The 18,576-nt window shown below is 36.9% G+C and carries 20 protein-coding genes; 16 read left to right on the top strand and 4 right to left on the bottom strand.

The window, feature by feature from the left end; translation table 11 throughout:
• The first annotated feature begins 3 nt into the window (after positions 1–3).
• The 5 genes from AA0017_RS16170 to AA0017_RS16150 all read left to right on the top strand — a co-directional run bounded on the left by AA0017_RS16170 (position 4) and on the right by AA0017_RS16150 (position 3,356).
• Complete coding sequence (locus AA0017_RS16170) at positions 4–930, top strand: alpha/beta hydrolase (protein ID WP_413376107.1); 927 nt, start codon at positions 4–6, stop codon at positions 928–930.
• A 179-nt stretch (positions 931–1,109) separates the two neighbouring features.
• A complete protein-coding gene (locus AA0017_RS16165; protein ID WP_413376105.1) occupies positions 1,110–1,298 on the top strand; it encodes a hypothetical protein in 189 nt (62 codons plus the stop codon).
• Between the two features lie 141 nt (positions 1,299–1,439).
• On the top strand, positions 1,440–1,949 hold the full coding sequence (locus AA0017_RS16160) for a GNAT family N-acetyltransferase (protein WP_413376104.1): 510 nt from the start codon (positions 1,440–1,442) through the stop codon (positions 1,947–1,949).
• Positions 1,950–2,190: 241 nt separating this feature from the next.
• Positions 2,191–2,814, top strand: a complete 624-nt coding sequence (locus AA0017_RS16155) for a hypothetical protein (protein WP_413376103.1) — start codon at positions 2,191–2,193, stop codon at positions 2,812–2,814.
• A 101-nt stretch (positions 2,815–2,915) separates the two neighbouring features.
• Positions 2,916–3,356: a hypothetical protein gene (locus tag AA0017_RS16150; RefSeq protein ID WP_413376101.1), complete on the top strand. Its 441-nt coding sequence runs from the start codon at positions 2,916–2,918 to the stop codon at positions 3,354–3,356.
• Between the two features lie 187 nt (positions 3,357–3,543).
• Here AA0017_RS16150 and AA0017_RS16145 read toward each other — a convergent pair whose 3' ends face one another.
• Positions 3,544–3,996 (bottom strand): OsmC family protein, encoded by a 453-nt coding sequence (locus AA0017_RS16145; protein ID WP_413376099.1) that lies wholly within the window; start codon positions 3,994–3,996, stop codon positions 3,544–3,546.
• Positions 3,997–4,347: 351 nt separating this feature from the next.
• Between AA0017_RS16145 and AA0017_RS16140 the strand changes: the two genes are divergently transcribed.
• From AA0017_RS16140 to AA0017_RS16130, 3 genes are all read left to right on the top strand, one after another.
• On the top strand, positions 4,348–5,235 hold the full coding sequence (locus AA0017_RS16140) for a transporter substrate-binding domain-containing protein (protein WP_413376097.1): 888 nt from the start codon (positions 4,348–4,350) through the stop codon (positions 5,233–5,235).
• A 119-nt stretch (positions 5,236–5,354) separates the two neighbouring features.
• Complete coding sequence (locus AA0017_RS16135) at positions 5,355–6,056, top strand: amino acid ABC transporter permease (RefSeq protein ID WP_413376095.1); 702 nt, start codon at positions 5,355–5,357, stop codon at positions 6,054–6,056.
• Positions 6,057–6,071: 15 nt separating this feature from the next.
• Positions 6,072–6,812, top strand: coding sequence for an amino acid ABC transporter ATP-binding protein (locus AA0017_RS16130; RefSeq protein WP_413376093.1), 741 nt, complete (start codon positions 6,072–6,074; stop codon positions 6,810–6,812).
• 487 nt (positions 6,813–7,299) lie between these two features.
• Here the strand turns inward: AA0017_RS16130 and katG are convergent, their stop codons facing one another.
• Positions 7,300–9,534 carry a catalase/peroxidase HPI gene (gene katG / locus AA0017_RS16125; protein ID WP_413376091.1) on the bottom strand — a complete coding sequence of 745 codons (2,235 nt, stop codon included), beginning with the start codon at positions 9,532–9,534 and terminating at the stop codon, positions 7,300–7,302.
• A gap of 783 nt (positions 9,535–10,317) precedes the next feature.
• Here katG and AA0017_RS16120 point away from each other — a divergent pair.
• Both AA0017_RS16120 and AA0017_RS16115 read left to right on the top strand, forming a co-directional pair.
• Entirely contained in the window at positions 10,318–12,465 is a 2,148-nt protein-coding gene (locus tag AA0017_RS16120; RefSeq protein ID WP_413376089.1) for a glycosyl hydrolase family 18 protein, read from the top strand.
• Between the two features lie 238 nt (positions 12,466–12,703).
• Positions 12,704–12,934, top strand: coding sequence for a hypothetical protein (locus AA0017_RS16115; protein ID WP_413376087.1), 231 nt, complete (start codon positions 12,704–12,706; stop codon positions 12,932–12,934).
• A gap of 86 nt (positions 12,935–13,020) precedes the next feature.
• On the opposite strand, the gene AA0017_RS16110 is transcribed toward AA0017_RS16115, so the two are convergent.
• Positions 13,021–13,548 carry an RDD family protein gene (locus AA0017_RS16110; RefSeq protein ID WP_413376085.1) on the bottom strand — a complete coding sequence of 176 codons (528 nt, stop codon included), beginning with the start codon at positions 13,546–13,548 and terminating at the stop codon, positions 13,021–13,023.
• Positions 13,549–13,758: 210 nt separating this feature from the next.
• Here AA0017_RS16110 and AA0017_RS16105 point away from each other — a divergent pair, with 210 nt between their 5' ends.
• The 4 genes from AA0017_RS16105 (at position 13,759) to AA0017_RS16090 (ending at position 17,096) form a co-directional block, all read left to right on the top strand.
• Positions 13,759–14,325 carry a TetR/AcrR family transcriptional regulator gene (locus tag AA0017_RS16105; protein WP_413376083.1) on the top strand — a complete coding sequence of 189 codons (567 nt, stop codon included), beginning with the start codon at positions 13,759–13,761 and terminating at the stop codon, positions 14,323–14,325.
• Positions 14,326–14,373: 48 nt separating this feature from the next.
• Complete coding sequence (locus tag AA0017_RS16100; protein ID WP_413376081.1) at positions 14,374–15,228, top strand: NmrA family NAD(P)-binding protein; 855 nt, start codon at positions 14,374–14,376, stop codon at positions 15,226–15,228.
• A gap of 68 nt (positions 15,229–15,296) precedes the next feature.
• On the top strand, positions 15,297–15,959 hold the full coding sequence (locus AA0017_RS16095; protein WP_413376079.1) for an FAD-dependent oxidoreductase: 663 nt from the start codon (positions 15,297–15,299) through the stop codon (positions 15,957–15,959).
• 537 nt (positions 15,960–16,496) lie between these two features.
• On the top strand, positions 16,497–17,096 hold the full coding sequence (locus AA0017_RS16090) for a sugar O-acetyltransferase (RefSeq protein ID WP_413376077.1): 600 nt from the start codon (positions 16,497–16,499) through the stop codon (positions 17,094–17,096).
• 108 nt (positions 17,097–17,204) lie between these two features.
• Here the strand turns inward: AA0017_RS16090 and AA0017_RS16085 are convergent, their stop codons facing one another.
• Positions 17,205–17,624 (bottom strand): acyl-CoA thioesterase, encoded by a 420-nt coding sequence (locus AA0017_RS16085; protein ID WP_413376075.1) that lies wholly within the window; start codon positions 17,622–17,624, stop codon positions 17,205–17,207.
• A 300-nt stretch (positions 17,625–17,924) separates the two neighbouring features.
• On the opposite strand from AA0017_RS16085, the gene AA0017_RS16080 reads away from it, so the two are divergent.
• Both AA0017_RS16080 and AA0017_RS16075 read left to right on the top strand, forming a co-directional pair.
• Positions 17,925–18,278, top strand: a complete 354-nt coding sequence (locus tag AA0017_RS16080; RefSeq protein WP_413376073.1) for a DUF1801 domain-containing protein — start codon at positions 17,925–17,927, stop codon at positions 18,276–18,278.
• Between the two features lie 19 nt (positions 18,279–18,297).
• A complete protein-coding gene (locus AA0017_RS16075; protein ID WP_413376071.1) occupies positions 18,298–18,441 on the top strand; it encodes a hypothetical protein in 144 nt (47 codons plus the stop codon).
• Positions 18,442–18,576: the final 135 nt, after the last annotated feature.

Here is an 18,576-nt window from a genome sequence, read left to right as displayed (position 1 = left end):
TGGGTGGATACAAATTTATCTTTTACATTTGATATAAATGACGGGTTTAAGGTTTTTGCAAAAAAGTGGGTTACGGAGGAAAATCCACGTGCCATTGTTCAAATTGCTCATGGAATGGCAGAGCATATTGAAAGGTACGATGAATTTGCAAAGAAGTTAGTTGCGGAGGGTTTCTCAGTCTATGGCAATGATCATCGTGGGCATGGCAGGACAGCGCAATTAAATGGGATTTCTGGATATTTTGATGATGAACAGGGATTTGAAAGGGTAGCTGGTGATATGGCCCAATTGACATCTGTTATAGAAAGGGAGAATCCTAATATCCCCATCTTTATTTTTGGACATAGTATGGGCTCCTTTTTAGCAAGGAGGTATATCCAGTTACATGGCAACAGAATTACGGGTGTTATCTTATGCGGTACTGGAGGGAATCCAGGGTTAAGTGGAAAAATAGGAAGATTGATCACGGGATGGGAAATAAAAAAACATGGTCGCCAAACACCAAGTTCTAGGATGAATAACTTAATCTTTGGTGGTTATAATAAAGCTTTTCATCCGAAACAAACTGATTTTGACTGGTTAAGCCGTGATGAAAAGGAAGTAAAGAAATATATAGAAGAGCCATTCTGTGGAGGGATTTTTACAACAGGATTTTTTAGTGATTTGCTTGAGGGCGTGGAACTTGTAAGTAGTCCCAAAAATATTAAGCGTATCCCTTCTACTTTACCAATTTTCTTAATTTCGGGAAGTGCTGATCCTGTTGGGAATGATACGAAAGGTGTGCTACAAGCTTATCAAGGATTTAAACAGGCCGGAATTGGTGATGTAACATATAAATTATACGAAAATGCCAGACATGAATTACTGAATGAAGTAAATAAGGAAGAAGTTTCTTCAGATATTATCCAATGGATTCACACACATTTATAGTCTACTATTTTGGAAATATGGCACCGGATCGACTAACTTAACAAATGAAGCCGAGCAGCCGTATAGGTATGAGGATCATTCTAGGTTAAGGTAAACACTAGTCCGTCTATATAAAACTGTCATCATCATTCAAGCCATATGGAGTTCATGGCACAACTAACTCTAAAGGAGTGAACATAATGGAAGCAGCAAAAAAATGGCTTTCTATCCCGAAAGATATTAGAGAAATGCTCGTAAAAAACGTATTTTGTAGCCATTGTGGTGTAACGGAAATTGTGAAGTATACGATACAAGAAGGAGAATATGCCCCTGTATTGAAGGGGGAATGTAAGTCTTGTAGTAGGAAGGTTGCACGTGTGATTGATTAGTAAAGGATAGAACTTTAAAAGGATGGGTAAATAAACCATTCTTTTTTGAATTGTGGTTAATGATGAAACCTTTTGGGCTTCAACATCGAACTTGCCCATGCTCTTTTGTTGGTTCAAACAAGAACACATTTGGAGGAAAAAATGTTAATTAGACAAGAAACTATAAATGATTACGATAAGGTATATGCTCTTGTAAAAGATGCTTTTAAAGTTGCGGAACATAGTGATGGTAATGAACAGGATTTAGTTGTGGCCTTAAGAGAAGGTGATGCATTTATACCTGAATTATCACTAGTAGCGGAGGTTGATGGGAAGATTGCAGGGCATGTTCTGTTTACAAAGGCAAAGGTAGGGAACGACACAGTTCTTGTTTTAGCTCCACTGTCTGTATTACCAGAATATCAAAGTCAGGGTATTGGTACTGTGCTGATAAAGAAAGGGCATAAAATTGCTGAGGAATTGGGATATAAGTATTCGCTTGTTTTGGGAAGTGAAAAGTATTACCCACGCTTAGGCTATATTCCAGCAGAGAAACTAGGGGTATTAGTTCCAGTAGGAATCCCTTCTGTTAATTTTATGGGAATTCAATTACAAGAGAATGCAAAGCCTATTAGCGGGGCTGTAATCTATGCAAAGGAGTTTGGGGTATAGGGAGCGAGTACCTAAAAGATAAAACTGGAGTTGATGTTCCAGTAAACAAATGTGACGATAGAATGAATTGATATGTTCCCGAGGACAGATAACCTGGAAGAATGGGTATTTTACTGTTTACAGGAATAGATTTATCTATAATCCTAGTAGAATGATTATTAATAATTAATTTGCACTAATATAAAAATTCCATTATATGTTATTGTAAATATGGTGATATTTTAACTATGGAGGGATAAGTATGACACGATATCGATTCGAACCACCAGTCGATCATTATAATGAAAATATTAAAGAAGTAGATGAGCAAATATGCTCTTTACTTAAAGAAAGAAAAGAGCTCTCAAATAACAATCCAGGTTTTCCTAGTAATGACTTTATCTCTTTATGGGCAAAAAAGTATCACTTTTATGAAGATTTTCTAAACAGTCTTTTTTCACTTTTGCTAAATGAAGATTTGCATAGGCCAATGGTTGAGCCAAAAGGGTTTATTAAGAATATCCCTATTTTAAAATCCTTCGAACATGATGAGGTATTTTATTCGGTTCCTTTTATTCGTCAGTATGAAAATGCAAGTGTCATCCACTTAAATATGGATAGTCATGTAGTTGAAGATTTGTTTGATGAACAGCCGAGGCCCAAAGAGTTTCATCACTTTGAACTTTCAATTGATGCTAATAATGGGATTGAATATGATTGTCGTAGCAATGGTGGAGGAGGTTCGCGTGAGCATATGTCCTATAGCTATATCGTCTCACCACCTCTTCAAATAAAGAGTTCTGACACTAAACTTACCTTTCATGAATTCAAGTCATCATATAAACAAGAACCAACAGGTATGGAATTTTCAATCGTTATCAGTTAGCCACTTTTATCTCGTGATATTAGGTTAATGTTTAATCATACCAGCTACGCTTTTAGAGGCTCGAGCAAACGGACGCTGCTTTATAAGAAGGAGGGGAACCTATGAGAAATCTAATCACAATGCCACTCTTGTTTCTGTTTTTGATATTGATCGGCTGCTCAGATGAAGAAGGCACAAACTATAAATACCTATTTGCTGGAGAAGGAGAATTTTGGCAGGCTGATTATGTATATGAGGGGATAGAAGCATTTAGTGAAGAGAATGGAAGAACCGTATATTCTAATAAATATAGGGATACGTTTACTCTGACTTTTAAGGGAGCGACTGAAGATATTCATCCTTTAGAAAAAATCGAATTTTCTTTCGAAACGAGCAATCATGGCAGTAGTAGTGCTAGAGAATTTGATAGACCACCAAATAATATAACATTTACTATAAATGGTGGTGGTAGTGGTATGAAATTAAAAGAAGATGAAGTTATACAGGTGAATGTAAAGTGGAATGAGTTTGAAGAATCGTTTGAACTCGTTAATCAAGAATAATTAAAAAAGTTGATGTAGCAGCCCTAATTTGAGCAAATTAGGGCTGCTTTACTATGTATCTATAAGAGTTACTTAACTGATAAAATAGTCGCTTTCTCGCAATTTGAGATGGCATCATTCTAATGGTTGCTTTATCGTCGTATAACACTAACATCATCGGCTGATGTAACGTTTTAATGACTTTCGTTTATTCAGAAGCCATTTTAACCATTGTTTGTAATTGAACTTCTACGTTACCTTGGATGGCTCGGCTAATCATACAGGATTTTTCTGCTTTCTCAGCAAGTTGATGTGCTAACTTGTTATCTTGGGGGGAGGCATTTTGTTTTAATACGATTTCGGGACGGTGAATAATTTTTTTATAGGTAATGACTCCTTTGGTCACATCGACAATACCAACTGATGTCATCGTTAAGTCAACTTTATCTAAGTGACTACGCTCCATCATAGCCGCTAAAGTAATGATATAACAGGTTGCGGCTGCACCAAGAAGCATTTCATCAGGGTTGGTTCCTATTCCGGGACCATCCATTTCTGGAGGGATTGAGACTTTTGTTATTAAATTTTTTGTTTCAATCTCCCCCACATCATTACGTAATCCAGGCCAGTTTGCTTTTAAATGAAACTGATGTTCTGCCAACTTTTTTCCTCCTTGTTTTGTCTTTTTTAGGATGATATTTATCTATATAATGAAATGTTTCCTATCTTAGCTGTCGATGCTCTAACCTTTGTCATTTATTGTTTTTATTCTAACCTTTAAAGGAGTAACAGTAAAATTTAATAAGCCTAAACCAATCATTTGGTCTCTTTATGAAAAAAAACCACTTACTTCGATTTGCGGTTTGGCAATCGCTACTCTTTTTTCATATTAAATTTTTCAATGGATAAACTAAAATGGAAAGGTATTTACATTGACAACTTGGTAATCTAATGATAATTTAAATTTATTATTCCGATTGATTAACTGAGAATTTAAAGGGAGCGAAAATAAATGAAAAAGATTTTGTCACTATTATTAATGGTCATGCTTATGCTTACGATAGCAGCATGTGGTACTACAGACGATTCAGCTGAAGAAAATGAAACGGCTGGAGATCAACCAGAAGAAACAGGTACAAATGAAGAAGATACTTCATGGGCTGATATAGAAGAAGCTGGGAAAATTATAGTTGGAACATCAGGTACATACTCACCTGTCACTTATTATAACGAAGATAATGAATTAACAGGGTTTGATGTTGAATTAGTAAGAGAAATGGCCAACTATCTAGATGTAGAAGTAGAATTTAGTACGATGGATTTTGATGGCATTTTACCAGCATTACGTAATGGACAAATTAACTTTGCTACGAATGACTTCTCCATTACTGAAGAGCGCTTAGAGACGTTTGATTTTACGGTTCCATATAAATATTCTTACGGCTCTATTATTGTGAGAGCTGAAGATGTAGATAACTTTGAAACAGCGAACGACCTTGAAGGTGTGGATGTAGCATTAGGCTCCCTGACAAGTAACTACGCTCGTTTTGCAGAACATATTGGAGCAAATGGAACGGCGTATGACGGAGGGGTAGAAGCGATTCTTCGTGATTTAATTAGTGGGAATACGGATGCTTACTTAAATGATCGACTTGTAATAGCACGTACGATTGAAGAGTTCGGCGATGACCGTTTAGCTGTGGCTCCTCAAGTGAAATACCACGAAACTTCTAGTGCAATGCCTGTTCTAAAAGGAAATGAAGCATTAGCCGAACGTTTAAGTGAGGCGATTGAAGCGTTGATTGAGGATGGGACGGTTGCTCGTTTATCAGAAGAATTCCTAGGTGAAGATGCCTCTCAACCTGTCGATTCTTCTGAAGTTGTTGATTTTGACTTTTAATAAAAACGGATATGTTTGGAATAACGAGGGTGTCTCAAGAGGTCGATTTTTGATTTTTTGGGACAATCCCTTTCTTTTTATGTAAAAGACTTAAGGTTTGTATGTAAGGAGGCGAAAATGTGATTGAATGGTTTAATCAAATTCAGTGGGAGCATTTATATGATCCAGAACTAGCATGGAATTCATTACCTTTTTTATTAGAAGGATTAAAAATTACGTTAATTATCTCCCTATTTAGTATGTTTTTTGCACTTATTCTTGGTATTTTATTAGGGATAGCTAGAATGTCAAAATTCTGGTTTTTACGCTTACCTGCGAAAATTTATATATCATTTATGAGGGGTACCCCTCTTCTCGTCTTTATTTTTATTTTGTATTACGGTGTACCAGTTCTTGGTGTCCAGTTCAATAGTGCTGTTGTGGCTGGTATTGTCGGGCTTAGTTTAAACTTTGCCGCATATATTGCGGAGGTTGTCCGTTCCGCCATCATGTCTGTTCCCAGAGGACAATGGGAAGCGGCAGGGTCTTTGCAAATGGGATATGTACAAACGTTACGAAGAATTATTATTCCACAAGCAACAAGGATAGCTTTACCGCCTACTTTTAGTATTTTTATGGATGTTGTTAAAGGAACATCTTTAGCTTCTGTCATAACGGTTCATGAGCTCTTATATACATCGCGTCTTGTTGCTGGTCGGACTTTCGATAGTATGACGATGTACATTACCGCAGCTCTCATTTATTGGATCGTATGTATTGTGATAGGGTACTTCCAAGAACGATTGGAAAAACGGTACAGTCGCTATTTGAGCAAACGATGAAAGGGATTTTAGTTTATGATTAATGTAACGAACTTGAATAAGAAGTTTGATGACGTCACTGTCTTACAGTCTATTGATTTTTCTGTAAAAAAAGGGGAGGTAGTGTGCCTAATTGGGCCTTCTGGTTCAGGGAAAACAACTCTCCTCCGTTGTCTAAATTTATTAGAAATACCAAATGGTGGTTCCGTTACGATTGGTAATAAAGCTCTTTCCTTTGATGGGAAATCTCCTTCTAAAAAGGATATTAAAGAGATTCGGAGCTTTTCAGGGATGGTGTTCCAAGGCTTTCATTTATTTCCTCATAAGACAGTCATGGAAAATATCATCGAGGCTCCGTTATTTGTGAAAAAAAAGAAAAAAGAGCAGTTAATAAAAGATGGTGAAATATTGCTTAAAAAAGTAGGGATGTTCGAATATCGTGATAAATATCCAGATTCTCTTTCCGGTGGACAACAGCAACGAGCAGCGATAGCGAGAGCGTTAATGATGAATCCGGATGTCATGTTGTTTGATGAACCGACTTCAGCCCTAGATCCACAATTAGTAAAAGAAGTTCTTCGGGTTATGGAGGAGCTTGCTAAAGAAGGCCAAACAATGGTGATTGTCACTCATGAAATGAACTTTGCTAGAAGGGTAGCAGATAAAGTATTATTTATGGATGGAGGATATATCGTCGAAGAAGGAATAGCATCAGACGTTTTAGAACAACCGAAAGAAAAGCGTACAAAAGAGTTTTTACAGCTTTTAGATGAATAATGATAGGTGACAAAACTGTGTGGAGTGTGAATTCCGTGCAGTTTTTTTATTTTGGAGAGGTATCTTGATGGTATTTTGAGAATGACGGCGGTGGTGTGTGAAAAGGAAGGAGGAACGCCGTCAAAAGAGAGGTGGTCGAGGTTGGTGTGTAAAAAGAGTCGAGGAACGCCGTCAAAAAGAGAGGTGGTCGAGGTTGGTGTGTAAAAAGAGTCGAGGAACGCCGTCAAAAGAGAGGTGGTCGAGGTTGGTGTGTAAAAAGAGTCGAGGAACGCCGTCAAAAAGAGAGGTGGTCGAGGTTGGTGTGTAAAAAAGAAGGAGGAACGCCGCCAAAAGAGAAGTGGTCGAGATTGTTGTGTAAAAAGAGTCGAGGAACGCCGGCCAAATCATCATGGCATCGCTGATTCATACAAAAAAGCTTGCCGACGGCCTCGTAAAACGAGACTTGGTCGACAAGCTGTACCACCGTTTAATCGTACAACGGTTTTTCTTATTTTCCTGCTAATTCAGCTTGCTTAACTTTAAGATCAAAACGGTCAGCGTTCATAACTTTCACCCAAGCAGCGATGAAGTCATTGACAAACTTCCCTTTGTTATCGTCTTGAGCATACACTTCTGAAATGGCACGTAGTACGGAGTTTGAACCGAAGACAAGGTCAACTCTAGTTGCTGTACGTACGACTTCACCTGTTGTGCGATCGCGTCCTTCATATACGCTTCCGTTTACTGGCTTCCACTCAATACCAATGTCAAGTAAGTTTGTGAAGAAGTCGTTTGTCAAAGCACCAACATTTTCAGTGAATACACCATGTTTTGTGTCACTGTGGTTTGTACCTAGTACACGCATACCACCGATAAGGGCAGTCATTTCTGGAGCAGTTAATCCTAGTAATTGTGCTTTGTCTACTAGAAGTTCTTCAGCCGTTACAGTATATTCTTTCTTTTGGAAGTTACGGAATCCGTCTGCAACTGGCTCTAATACATCAAAGCTTTCTGTATCCGTTTGTTCTTGTGTAGCATCACCACGTCCAGGAGCAAATGGTACGGTTACGTCAAAGCCTGCCTCTTGCGCAGCTTTTTCAATAGCAGCACTACCACCAAGTACGATAAGGTCAGCTAGACTCACTTTTTTATTTAATGTACCTTGAAGTTCTTCTAAAGTACCTAACACTTTTTCAAGTTGTGCTGGCTCATTTGCTTCCCAATTCTTTTGTGGTTCTAGGCGGATACGGGCACCGTTTGCTCCACCACGATTATCTGAACCGCGGAATGTGCTAGCCGAAGCCCAAGCAACTTTCACTAGTTCACTAACAGAAAGTCCTGTGCCAAGAATTTTTGCTTTAAGGTCAGCAATTTCAGTTTCAGATAAGTCATAATCAACCGTAGGAACTGGATCTTGCCAGATAAGTTCTTCTTGTGGAACTTCTGGTCCTAAGTAACGAGCTGTAGGTCCCATATCACGGTGTAGCAATTTGAACCAAGCACGAGCAAAAGCATCTGCAAACTCTTCCGGGTTCTCATGGAATCGGCGAGAAATTTTTTCGTATGCTGGGTCATGAAGTAAAGCCATGTCCGCAGTCGTCATCATTGTCGGAACTTTTATGGATGAATCTTCTACATCTGGTGCAAGATCCTTCTCTTCAGGGTCAACAATATGCCAGATCCATGCACCTGCAGGACTCTTTGTAAGCCACCATTGGTTCCCAAATAATAAATCAAAGTAACCATTATCCCATTGTGTTGGGTTTGCTGTCCAAGCCCCTTCAATCCCACTTGTGATCGTATCGCGACCTTTACCGCTTCCATGTGAACTTAACCAACCTAAACCTTGTGCTTCAAGAGGAGCAGCTTCTGGTTCTGGACCAACTTGAGCAGCATCACCGGCACCGTGTGCTTTACCGAATGTATGTCCACCAGCTATAAGAGCCACTGTTTCTTCATCATTCATTCCCATACGAGCAAAGGTTTCACGGATGTCGCGACCACTTGCAACTGGATCTGGTTTACCGTTAGGACCTTCTGGGTTTACATAGATAAGACCCATTTGTACCGCAGCTAGTGGGTTTTCAAGCTCACGATCACCACTGTAACGGTTATCCCCTAGCATTTCTGTTTCATTACCCCAATAGATATCTTCTTCAGGATGCCAAATATCAGCTCGTCCACCACCGAAACCGAATGTTTTTCCACCCATTGATTCGATCGCAACGTTACCTGTTAAAAGCAATAAGTCAGCCCATGAAATTTTGTTGCCGTACTTTTGCTTGATTGGCCATAGAAGACGACGTGCTTTATCAATGTTCGCATTATCAGCCCAGCTGTTAAGTGGAGCAAAGCGTTGGTTACCTGTATTACCGCCCCCACGACCATCACCAGTACGGTAGGTACCAGCTGCGTGCCAAGACATACGAATAAACATTGGACCGTAATGACCATAGTCCGCTGGCCACCAGTCTTGGCTATCAGTCATAAGATCATTCAGATCCTTTTTAAGTGCATCGTAATCTAATTTATTAAATTCTTCGGCATAATCGAATTCTTCACCTAAAGGATTAGACTTTTTATCATGCTGATGTAAAATATTTAAGTTTAATTGATTTGGCCACCAGTCTTTGTTTGTCGTACCGCTTGTTTTTTGACTAGTTGCACTACCGTGTGAAAATGGGCATTTACCTCCAGAATTTTCACCATGATTTGCTTCTGAAATAATATTTTTTTCGCTCATACTGATTCTCCTTTTCTTTGTGAAGATTAGTAGAAAATAATTATACAACTGCTAACAACTATCAGATGATAATTATTCTTATGTAATCATTATATTAAATTATTACGGAAAATGAAAGACTATTATTTCACAAAATCAAAATTTTTTCTGGAAATATGTGTACCATCAGGTTTTTTATAGATTTATTTTATTGCTTTAGGAGTGTTTGGAGATTTGTTTTTACGTATATACAGCTTATAGAAGAGAAAGCTTTTTTATTTGATCTGGTAAGGAAGTCTAAATTTTGACGGTTATTGTCAAATCTAGAATTATGAAGTTAGAAGTTGAAGTTTGGTTGAATTTTAATCATTTCAGTTACATTTCGTTTCTCATGTAGTGAAAATAATTGAGAAAAATAATGGGAATAAACAAATAATGCCCGGTAACAATAGAAGTACTACTTCGATAATCTAGGTAATATCTCCTTTAATTTTAAGGAGGAAATTGAATTAGCCACTTGGATAGCTAAAAAAAGTTTAGTTATTTTATTTAAAGGTAGGATAGTAAGTATTTGGATATTTAAGAAACGGGATTTTAATGATAGACTCTGCTAAAATCTCTTAAACTACGAGGGATTCTAGCGATATATTACAAAGGAATTACAATTTTCATAATAGATTGACAATTTATAAACATGATAATATTATAATGTTTAGATGTCTATATAGGTAAGGTGATATAGATTTATGCCAAAAAACGATATAGGTGTCAAAAATTTATTCATTTTGTAAGGGGGAAGAATTATTGAAAACGATTGCAGTTTCACGGAATCGAAGAGTTGTTTTTGCATTGGTGTTTAGTCTACTGCTTGTGCTCTCATCGTTAAGTTTTCTCATTCAACCGACTAACACTGTTCATGCAGAAAAAGGTAGTATTGTTTTAGGGTACTATACCTCTTGGAATCCACCGGAAAATCTGGACCCGAATAAAGTAACACATATTAATTATGCGTTCGCCGATGTGTGTTGGGAAGGCGAACATGGAAATCCAGACAATGAAGAAATTCCTGATGATGAACCGAAAACATGGTCTTGTAAAGATTTGCAAGGAAATGAAGCAGAGCTTGCAAACGGAACAATTGTTTTATACGACTATGAAACTGATTTAGTAGAATTACCGAAATTAGCTCAATTAAAAAATCAAAACAAAGATTTAAAGACTTTAATTTCGGTTGGTGGATGGACGTTATCGAATAATCTTTCTTTAGTCGCGAGAACAGACGAAACTCGTGAAACCTTTGCTCAATCAGCGGTCGATTTTGTGAGGGCGTTTGATTTAGATGGATTAGACCTTGATTGGGAGTATCCAGTGGCAGCGGGAATGCCTAATAATCATCGCGACCCGAGTGATAAAGAAAACCATACATTATTATTACAAGCTGTTCGTGATGCTTTTAATGAGGCAGAAAAAGAAGATAGCAAAGAGTATTTAGTGACGATTGCTGGTGCTGCGACATGGACCTATGCAGAGAATAATGAATTAGGGAAAATTGCAGAAATTGTTGATTATATGGCGATAATGTCATATGACATCAATGGTACATGGACTGGATTAACAGGACATAATTCACCATTGTATTTTGATCCATTAGAAGAACAAGTAAGAGGATGGAGCTTTGGGATAGCTAGTACACCAAATGTTTATGGGGCTGTACCAAAAGATAAATTATTATTAGGTTTACCATTCTACGGCCATTCTTGGGCAGGGTGTAATGAAGAAAATGATGGCAAAAAAGTGATGGAAAATGGGGCGTATCAACAATGTGCAGCTGGCTGGGAAAAACCAGGACTCGGTGGTGGAACACTCAATTATGATATTGTGAAGCCACTTATTAATCAAGATGGCTATAATTATTTCTTTGACAATGTCGCTAAGGTTCCATATTTATACAATGAAAACAAGGGTGAATTTATATCTTATGATAATGTCGAATCCCTTGGATATAAAGTTAATTTCATTAAAGAAACTGGACTTGCTGGTGCAATGGTTTGGGATTTAGCGGGTGATGATGGGGATTATAATTTATTAAAGACCGTTTCTTATGGGTTAGGTGTTTCAAATGAAGCTCCAGAGCCAGACCCAGTACCAGAAGTTGAAATTGGTCTTACTGATGATTTTGCCCCTGTTAGTGCGGGAAGTCTTATAAAAGTCTTAAAAGATGGGGAAGTAACCGGTGTCCAAATCCAATTACCTGCCGATTTACCAGAGGGCACAAAGCTAAAGATTGAGGAAGCTACGGAAGGGATGGACAAGCTTTCAAGTATAAAAGCTGATGGCCCTGTGTACACGTTTACCTTTGAATACCCAGATGGTGAAGCTTTCACGAGCGAAGAAGGGTTTGGATTAACATTCCCTGTTAAAGAAGACTCAAATGGCCCAGCACTTTATTATTTTAATAGTGAAGATGGGGAATGGAAGAAAGTTTCTGATGAAGTGGCTCAGAATGAAATTACCGTAATCGTACCCCATTTTTCTACTTTTGGAATTTTTGTAGAAGATGAAGAAATAGACAACGGTGGTTCTGGTGATGAAAATAAAGATGATGAAGACAAGGGAGACGGAACTGGAACGGATGGAGATGATGGTGACGACAAAGGAGACGGAACTGGAACGGATGGAGATGGTGATGACAAGGGAGACGGAACTGGAACTGGAACAGGTGGAGATGGTGACGACAAAGGAGATGGAATTGGAACCGGCGGAAATGGTGATAATAAAGGGAACGATAAAGGAACTGACAAAACAGATGAAGGGAAAAAATCAGGAAGTAGCAATGAACTTCCAAATACCGCAACCAATCTATATAACATATTAGTAGTGGGATTTATCGTTATTTTAGTTGGGGCTGGTCTTTTTATTTATCAAAGAAGAAGAGAATTAACAAAAGAATAAAAATAGAAAGGGCCGCTTGCAATATTGAAGCGGTCTTTACTATGGAAAGCTTACGTCATCAAAATCCATAACGTTTCTGCAACAGCAGTATTTTCTAATAACTTCTAGAATACTTGAAGGAATTTCCTATTAAAAACCAAATTATAATTTATCAGTGTTAAGGTTTAAATATACTTTAAAAACATGGGAATCGATGCTCAAGCCGTTAGCTAAAACTAGAGATGAGGAGGAATAATAATTGTTTAGTAGAAAGGAACCCTCAAAAGAAAATGTTCAAGCAGAGATTTTACTCGCTGGTCAATCCCTTTCCTTCAAACTTGATGAAGGTGAAACTTTGGAACTAATGGAGAATTTAGACGCGGTATCTTATGACTTCAAAAAGTTGGATTCGATAAAATTATATCACCCCGATGGTAGATTAAAATCTGTTATTAACTCTTTACAAATATCGAGAATTTGGTTCTCCTAATAAGATAGTAAAAAACCGTTATTTTGAGCATTTTTTCAAAATAACGGTTTTTTAATGATTTTTATTATAGAGGTGATAAGTTACTATCATGCCTTCTTCTCATCGCGAATAACTACCGTTCCCACAGCCCAATCATAAATGTTTTTCTTTCTTCGATTAGTCAGGGGTATTATTAAATATAATAAGATAGCCAGGTTGACGGCATTTAAGATAACAAAGACGGTCATCTCGCTAATGTTGGTAGGAAGCATTAAACGCCAAATCCCGAAGTGAGCGACTTCCCAAGGCAGAAATTTGATCGTTGTTCGAATAGCCGCACGTCCGATGTCAATCCGCTTGCCACTATTATCGACAACTCGTATCCCCATTTTTTTCTTTCCCCATGTTCCTTGCCAGCTAGAACATTCACATAAGATAAAATAAATTGAAACCGGAAGCGTCATCATTAAAAATCCAGTCAGTTCTGCTATTACTGGAGAAGTGGAAAATAAAGGAGAAATCAAAGAATGAAACAGAAGTGAAATAGAACCTACAACAAAAATACCGTACAAAACGATAATCAAATAATCTAATAAAAAAGCATAGATGCGAATTTTAAAAGGAGCATAATACATATTTGTAGTTCCTCCTACTATTGGTAAATTTAAAAACAAGTCTTCTTTCAAAATACTATCATAAAATTATGACAATTATGTAGCTGCAGAAAATCAATTCACATAGATTATTCGTTAATTAGTGGCCACTGGGTTCATTTGACTTAGTACATATTAAGGATTATTATTATGTTGACCGTTCGTTATAATTAGTTTGAGGAGTGAGTATACTTGAGTGAAAAGAGTAAACAAAAGGAAAAATTATTAATAACAGCTTCTCGTTTATTTCAAGCCCAAGGTTATCATGGGACTGGAGTAAAACAAATTATCGAAGAAAGTAATTTTCCAAAAGGGTCTTTGTATTATTATTTTCCGGGTGGCAAAGAAGAATTAGCCATTGAAGCAGTTAAAATGACGGCTGAGTATGTTTCGAAAAAAATTGAAATGGGTCTTAATAAATACGATGAACCATTGGAAGCCATTCAAAAGTTAATAATCGATATGGGCCAATCTTTTCAAAAGAACCGTAGTATTGAAGGTGTACCTATTGCATCAGTGGCATTAGAGTCTTCCTTAATAAGTGAACCTTTAAATCAAGCTTGTCAGAATGCATACCGCACATTTCAAGATTTATTTACACAGAAGCTAATTAATTCTGGTTATGGAGAGAAAAGAGCAAGAGAATTAGGGATAGTTTTAAACTCAATGATAGAAGGGGCTTTTTTAATTTCATTTACAACTGGAAATGCTGAATCTTTGTTTTTAATAGCAGAGCAGCTGCCAGCTATTTTAAAATAAAACCTTTGTAACGAGATTAAACCAACTTATGTGCAAGGAGAGATAAATATGAAAGTTCTTGTTACAGGAGCTTCAGGAAATGTTGGAAGATTTGTTACTCAGAAATTATTAAGGTTAGGGGAACAGGTCGTAGTAGCAGGAACAGACTTAGAGAAATTAGAGCGGTTGTTTAGTGATAGTGTATGTAAGGTCGTCTTAGATTTTACAGACCCTCATACATTTAGCGAGGCATTAAAAGGTATTGATCGGGTCTTTTTAATGCGGCCGCCATATTTAGGTAAACCTGAGCAAATGTATCCGTTTATTGATGCCATGAAAAAGCACAATATAAAGTTTGTCTCTTTTTTATCTTTAATGGGAATTGAAAATAACAAATTCCCACCCCACCATAAAATCGAGAAATATATTGAAGCGAAAGGCTTTCACTATTCACATATTCGTCCTGGTTTTTTTATGCAAAATATATCAGGAATCCATGCGGTAGAGATTAGAGAACTGAACCAAATCTTTATCCCCGCAGGAAAAAGTAAAACAAGTTTTGTTGATGCAGAAGATGTTGGTCTTGCGGTGGCGACGGTTCTCCATCAACCAGAAAAATATAAGGATACTTCTTACACTATTACAGGGGCCGAAGCTCTTAATTATGACCAAATTGCCACAATCCTGACTGAAATTACTGGCCATAAAATTCTTTATACAAGACCTGGCTTTTTAAAATATAGAAATCATTATGTTAAAAAGCGTGGGTTGGCTAAGAGTTATGTGAATATTACCCTAATGCTATATTTTATGACAAGAATAGGGACGGCACAATCAATCACAAATGACTTTATGGAGTTGACAGATAAGCAGCCATCTTCATTTAAAGAGTTTGCACAAAAAAATAAAGAAAAATTTATATAATAAGAGGAGATGTTGAAATGGGTTTCTTTGAAGATATCAAGCCGGCTTTTAAGAAAAAAGAGCTTACGTTGAAAGAAAAAGTAGCGGAAAAAAACAATGTATATACATTTATTTTGGAAAAGGCTCCTGATGTAAATTGGAAAGCAGGTCAACACGGAATTTTTGAAATATCTCATAAAAAAATTAAGAAAGCTACGAGACCTTTTAGTGTCGCTTCCACACCTAGGGAAGGGAAAATACAAATTTCCATGCAAATTACGGATACACCGAGTGATTTTAAACAAGCTATGTATGAGCTTGAACCGGGGATGACAATGAATATGCGTGGCCCCATTGGACCAATGTATTTTAACGCTCAGGAAAAAAATAATCTTATTATTGCAGGTGGACTTGGAATTACACCATTTAGAGCGATGCTTAAAGACTTGCAGTTGAGCAAAAGTGACATTAAATGTACTCTTTTATATATGGATAGTACAGGTGCCTTCTTATATAAATCAGAGTTAGATAATATTGTTGAAAATAGTGAAGATATTGAAGTCCAGTATCTTCAGCAAAGAGATTTATTGTTTGAAGAAATAACGCAATATACAACTAAACAAGGAAACGATAGTCAATATTTTATTGCAGGGTCAAAGAAGATGGTACAATCAATTTCTGATTTATTAAAAACAAATAATATAAAGAAATCAAAAATTAAAAAGGACTCCTTTAGGGGTTATAAGGGCTAATGGTAGATCAAGAGTTTAGATTTTTAATCTACTCGATACGTTGACCAATATATGTATCGGTTGCTAAAAAAAGAAGATAAGTGATTTCGTAATAGGGAGGCGTTTCTTCATGAAGGAGGGATGCCTTTTTCTTTTAATGAAGAAACTTGTTAAGTGCTATAAGTAAGTAGTAACTTGGTTGAATATGGTAATATAGAGATGTACTTTGAATATGCTTCAGATAAGAAGAGGTAATAAATGTCATTTTATTACCATCGACTTTTGGTGAGCGTGTCCTTTTTCTTTTAGTTGCTATTACAGTAGGGTTTTGTGAAGAAATTATTTTTCGTGGTGTGATGCTCACTGCCTATTTAGGAGCTGTTTTTTTCTTTCTTTTTGTACAGACGGGAAGTTTATGTTCACCTATTCTTTTACATATTCTTGTTGATGCAAAATTTGTGTTTTTACCGAATAAAAAAATTCTGAAAAGTGATAAAGAGAGTTCGATAGTGTGAAAAATAAAGAAGTATAAAAAAAAGCTGTGAAGGAGAAGTAGAAATGAATAGTAAAGAAAAAATGTTGAGTGGTGAGCTGTACGACCCGACAGAAAATGAATTAATGAGTGAACAACAGAAGTGGAATGAGCTTTTATATGATTTTAATCAAACGAGACCTTCTGAATCTGCTAAACGTGAAAGCTTATTAAAAACGTTATTAGCGGAATGTGGGGCTGATTGTTATGTAGAGCCTCCTTTAAGGGCGAATTGGGGATCGAATACACATTTTGGAAATGGTGTTTACGCTAATTTTAACTTAACGCTTGTCGACGATGCACCTGTTTATGTAGGGAATGATGTGATGTTCGGACCGAATGTGACGATTGCTACTACTGGTCATCCGATTGATTCTGATTTGAGAAAGATGAAAATGCAATTCAACTTAGCTGTTACCATTAAAGATAATGTGTGGATAGGAGCAAATTCTGTTGTACTTCCAGGCATCACGATTGGTGAAAATTCGGTTATTGGTGCAGGGAGTGTGGTTACAAAAGACATACCAGCCAATGTGGTAGCCGTTGGAAACCCTTGCAAGGTGTTACGGGAAATTGGCGAACGAGATAAGGTATATTACCATAAGGGTAGAAAGATTAACAAGTAACGAGATAGGAATTGAGATTGTTTAATCTCTGTTTTATAAATTTAAATAATGGCAAGTATAGAGCTAACCTCTATGCCTGCCATTTTAATTTTAGGGATACCATTCATTCTATGCTAGTTCCGGAGCACCACTAGGAGCTGTCTGATAGTTGAGAAGCTTTTCACGGATTTCATTAGTTAATGGTGTTGCTTTCTTATTATCAAAATTGTAACAAGCTAGTATTGCTTTACCACGTGCAACCCAGTTTTTATCCTCATCCTGTATCGCATGTTCAACATCAAAGCTTGAGTTTCCAAGTCGGCTCACCCATGTATAAACGGTGAGCTGTTGGCCATAGACAACTTCATGTAAATAATCACATTTGGTAGAAGCCAAAATCAGATTCCAAGAACTGATTTCTAAAGTAGGGTTGAAAATTTGAAAAAGTCCTGTTCTTCCTTCTTCAAAATAGGTAAAGTATGTAGCGTTGTTCACATGACCTAAAGAGTCACAATCATTAAAACGTACGATAATGTCAGTTTTAAACATCTCAACAGCTCCTTTTAGTAGGTAGGTATTTTTAAAATAATAGTAATAAATTGATTGTTCACATTATTTTAACATGAAAGGCTATCTTTACTAAGTGATTGTGAATGAGGGGTCTTCCGTCGGATAAGAATAGTGATGAGCTCTCTTCAATTTGAGTTTTTGAGATAGCATCTTTAAGATTTGTTGAGAGGTGTGTTAGTTTAATGCATAAATGTTTTTTTATGGTACTATAGGTGCTATAGAGTAAATAAGAGTGAAAGTTTTTTTGGGATTCAAGAAGAGGTATAAAGGAGGGTGACAATGAATACGAGAGAAAATGTAAAGGTAACGGAATTAATCGAAAAGCTTCCAGAACATATTCAGGAAATAACATTGAGTTTGAGAAAGACTATATGGGAGGCATCGCCTGAGCTAGTAGAAGAAGTGAAATGGTCAAAGCCGAGTTATGCTCAAGATGGACTTGTTTGTTACTTAGCACCTGCCAAAAACCACGTAAACCTTGGCTTTTACCAAGGCTCAAAACTTAGTGACACTGAAGGAGTACTTCAAGGAACGGGAAAAGATATGCGCCATATTCAGGTGAAAAAAATAGAGGATATTAGGCCAGATTTGTATACTTCCCTTATTCATGAAGCGATAGCGCTGAATAAATAATTTGAGAGGTGAGTAACTTATGGAAAAAATCTTGGAACAAAATCGTGAAGAAAAAGAATGGACGCTTATCATCGTTACTTTAATTTCATGCCTGACCTTTAAAAAAGTGAAAAAAGTAGAGCGAATAAAAGAGAAGTTAAAAACTGAATTAAATAGGAAGTAAATTCGGCAGTTGACAGTTGATCTTGTCGAAAATTCACTGCTCTGATTCGCTGGCTTTTGGCTTCTGGGGCCTATGATTCCCTTTGCGACTTTTATATGATGGCTTCGGGATTCATTGGTGCCTTATGATTCCCTT

This window comes from Alkalihalobacillus phoenicis (genome assembly GCF_047302405.1).
Taxonomy (GTDB): Bacteria; Bacillota; Bacilli; order Bacillales; family Bacillaceae_D; genus Alkalihalobacillus.
This window is presented reverse-complemented; position numbering and strand designations above follow the sequence as displayed.

What these genes read in the sequence shown, in the direction of transcription:
- AA0017_RS16165 (WP_413376105.1), top strand. Translation starts at nt 1,110, where the DNA reads ATGGAAGCAGCAAAAAAATGGCTTTCTATCCCGAAAGATATTAGAGAA.
- AA0017_RS16160 (WP_413376104.1), top strand. Translation starts at nt 1,440, where the DNA reads ATGTTAATTAGACAAGAAACTATAAATGATTACGATAAGGTATATGCT.
- AA0017_RS16155 (WP_413376103.1), top strand. Translation starts at nt 2,191, where the DNA reads ATGACACGATATCGATTCGAACCACCAGTCGATCATTATAATGAAAAT.
- AA0017_RS16150 (WP_413376101.1), top strand. Translation starts at nt 2,916, where the DNA reads ATGAGAAATCTAATCACAATGCCACTCTTGTTTCTGTTTTTGATATTG.
- AA0017_RS16140 (WP_413376097.1), top strand. Translation starts at nt 4,348, where the DNA reads ATGAAAAAGATTTTGTCACTATTATTAATGGTCATGCTTATGCTTACG.
- AA0017_RS16130 (WP_413376093.1), top strand. Translation starts at nt 6,072, where the DNA reads ATGATTAATGTAACGAACTTGAATAAGAAGTTTGATGACGTCACTGTC.
- katG (WP_413376091.1), bottom strand. Translation starts at nt 9,534, where the DNA reads ATGAGCGAAAAAAATATTATTTCAGAAGCAAATCATGGTGAAAATTCT.
- AA0017_RS16110 (WP_413376085.1), bottom strand. Translation starts at nt 13,548, where the DNA reads ATGTATTATGCTCCTTTTAAAATTCGCATCTATGCTTTTTTATTAGAT.
- AA0017_RS16100 (WP_413376081.1), top strand. Translation starts at nt 14,374, where the DNA reads ATGAAAGTTCTTGTTACAGGAGCTTCAGGAAATGTTGGAAGATTTGTT.
- AA0017_RS16090 (WP_413376077.1), top strand. Translation starts at nt 16,497, where the DNA reads ATGAATAGTAAAGAAAAAATGTTGAGTGGTGAGCTGTACGACCCGACA.
- AA0017_RS16085 (WP_413376075.1), bottom strand. Translation starts at nt 17,624, where the DNA reads ATGTTTAAAACTGACATTATCGTACGTTTTAATGATTGTGACTCTTTA.
- AA0017_RS16080 (WP_413376073.1), top strand. Translation starts at nt 17,925, where the DNA reads ATGAATACGAGAGAAAATGTAAAGGTAACGGAATTAATCGAAAAGCTT.
- AA0017_RS16075 (WP_413376071.1), top strand. Translation starts at nt 18,298, where the DNA reads ATGGAAAAAATCTTGGAACAAAATCGTGAAGAAAAAGAATGGACGCTT.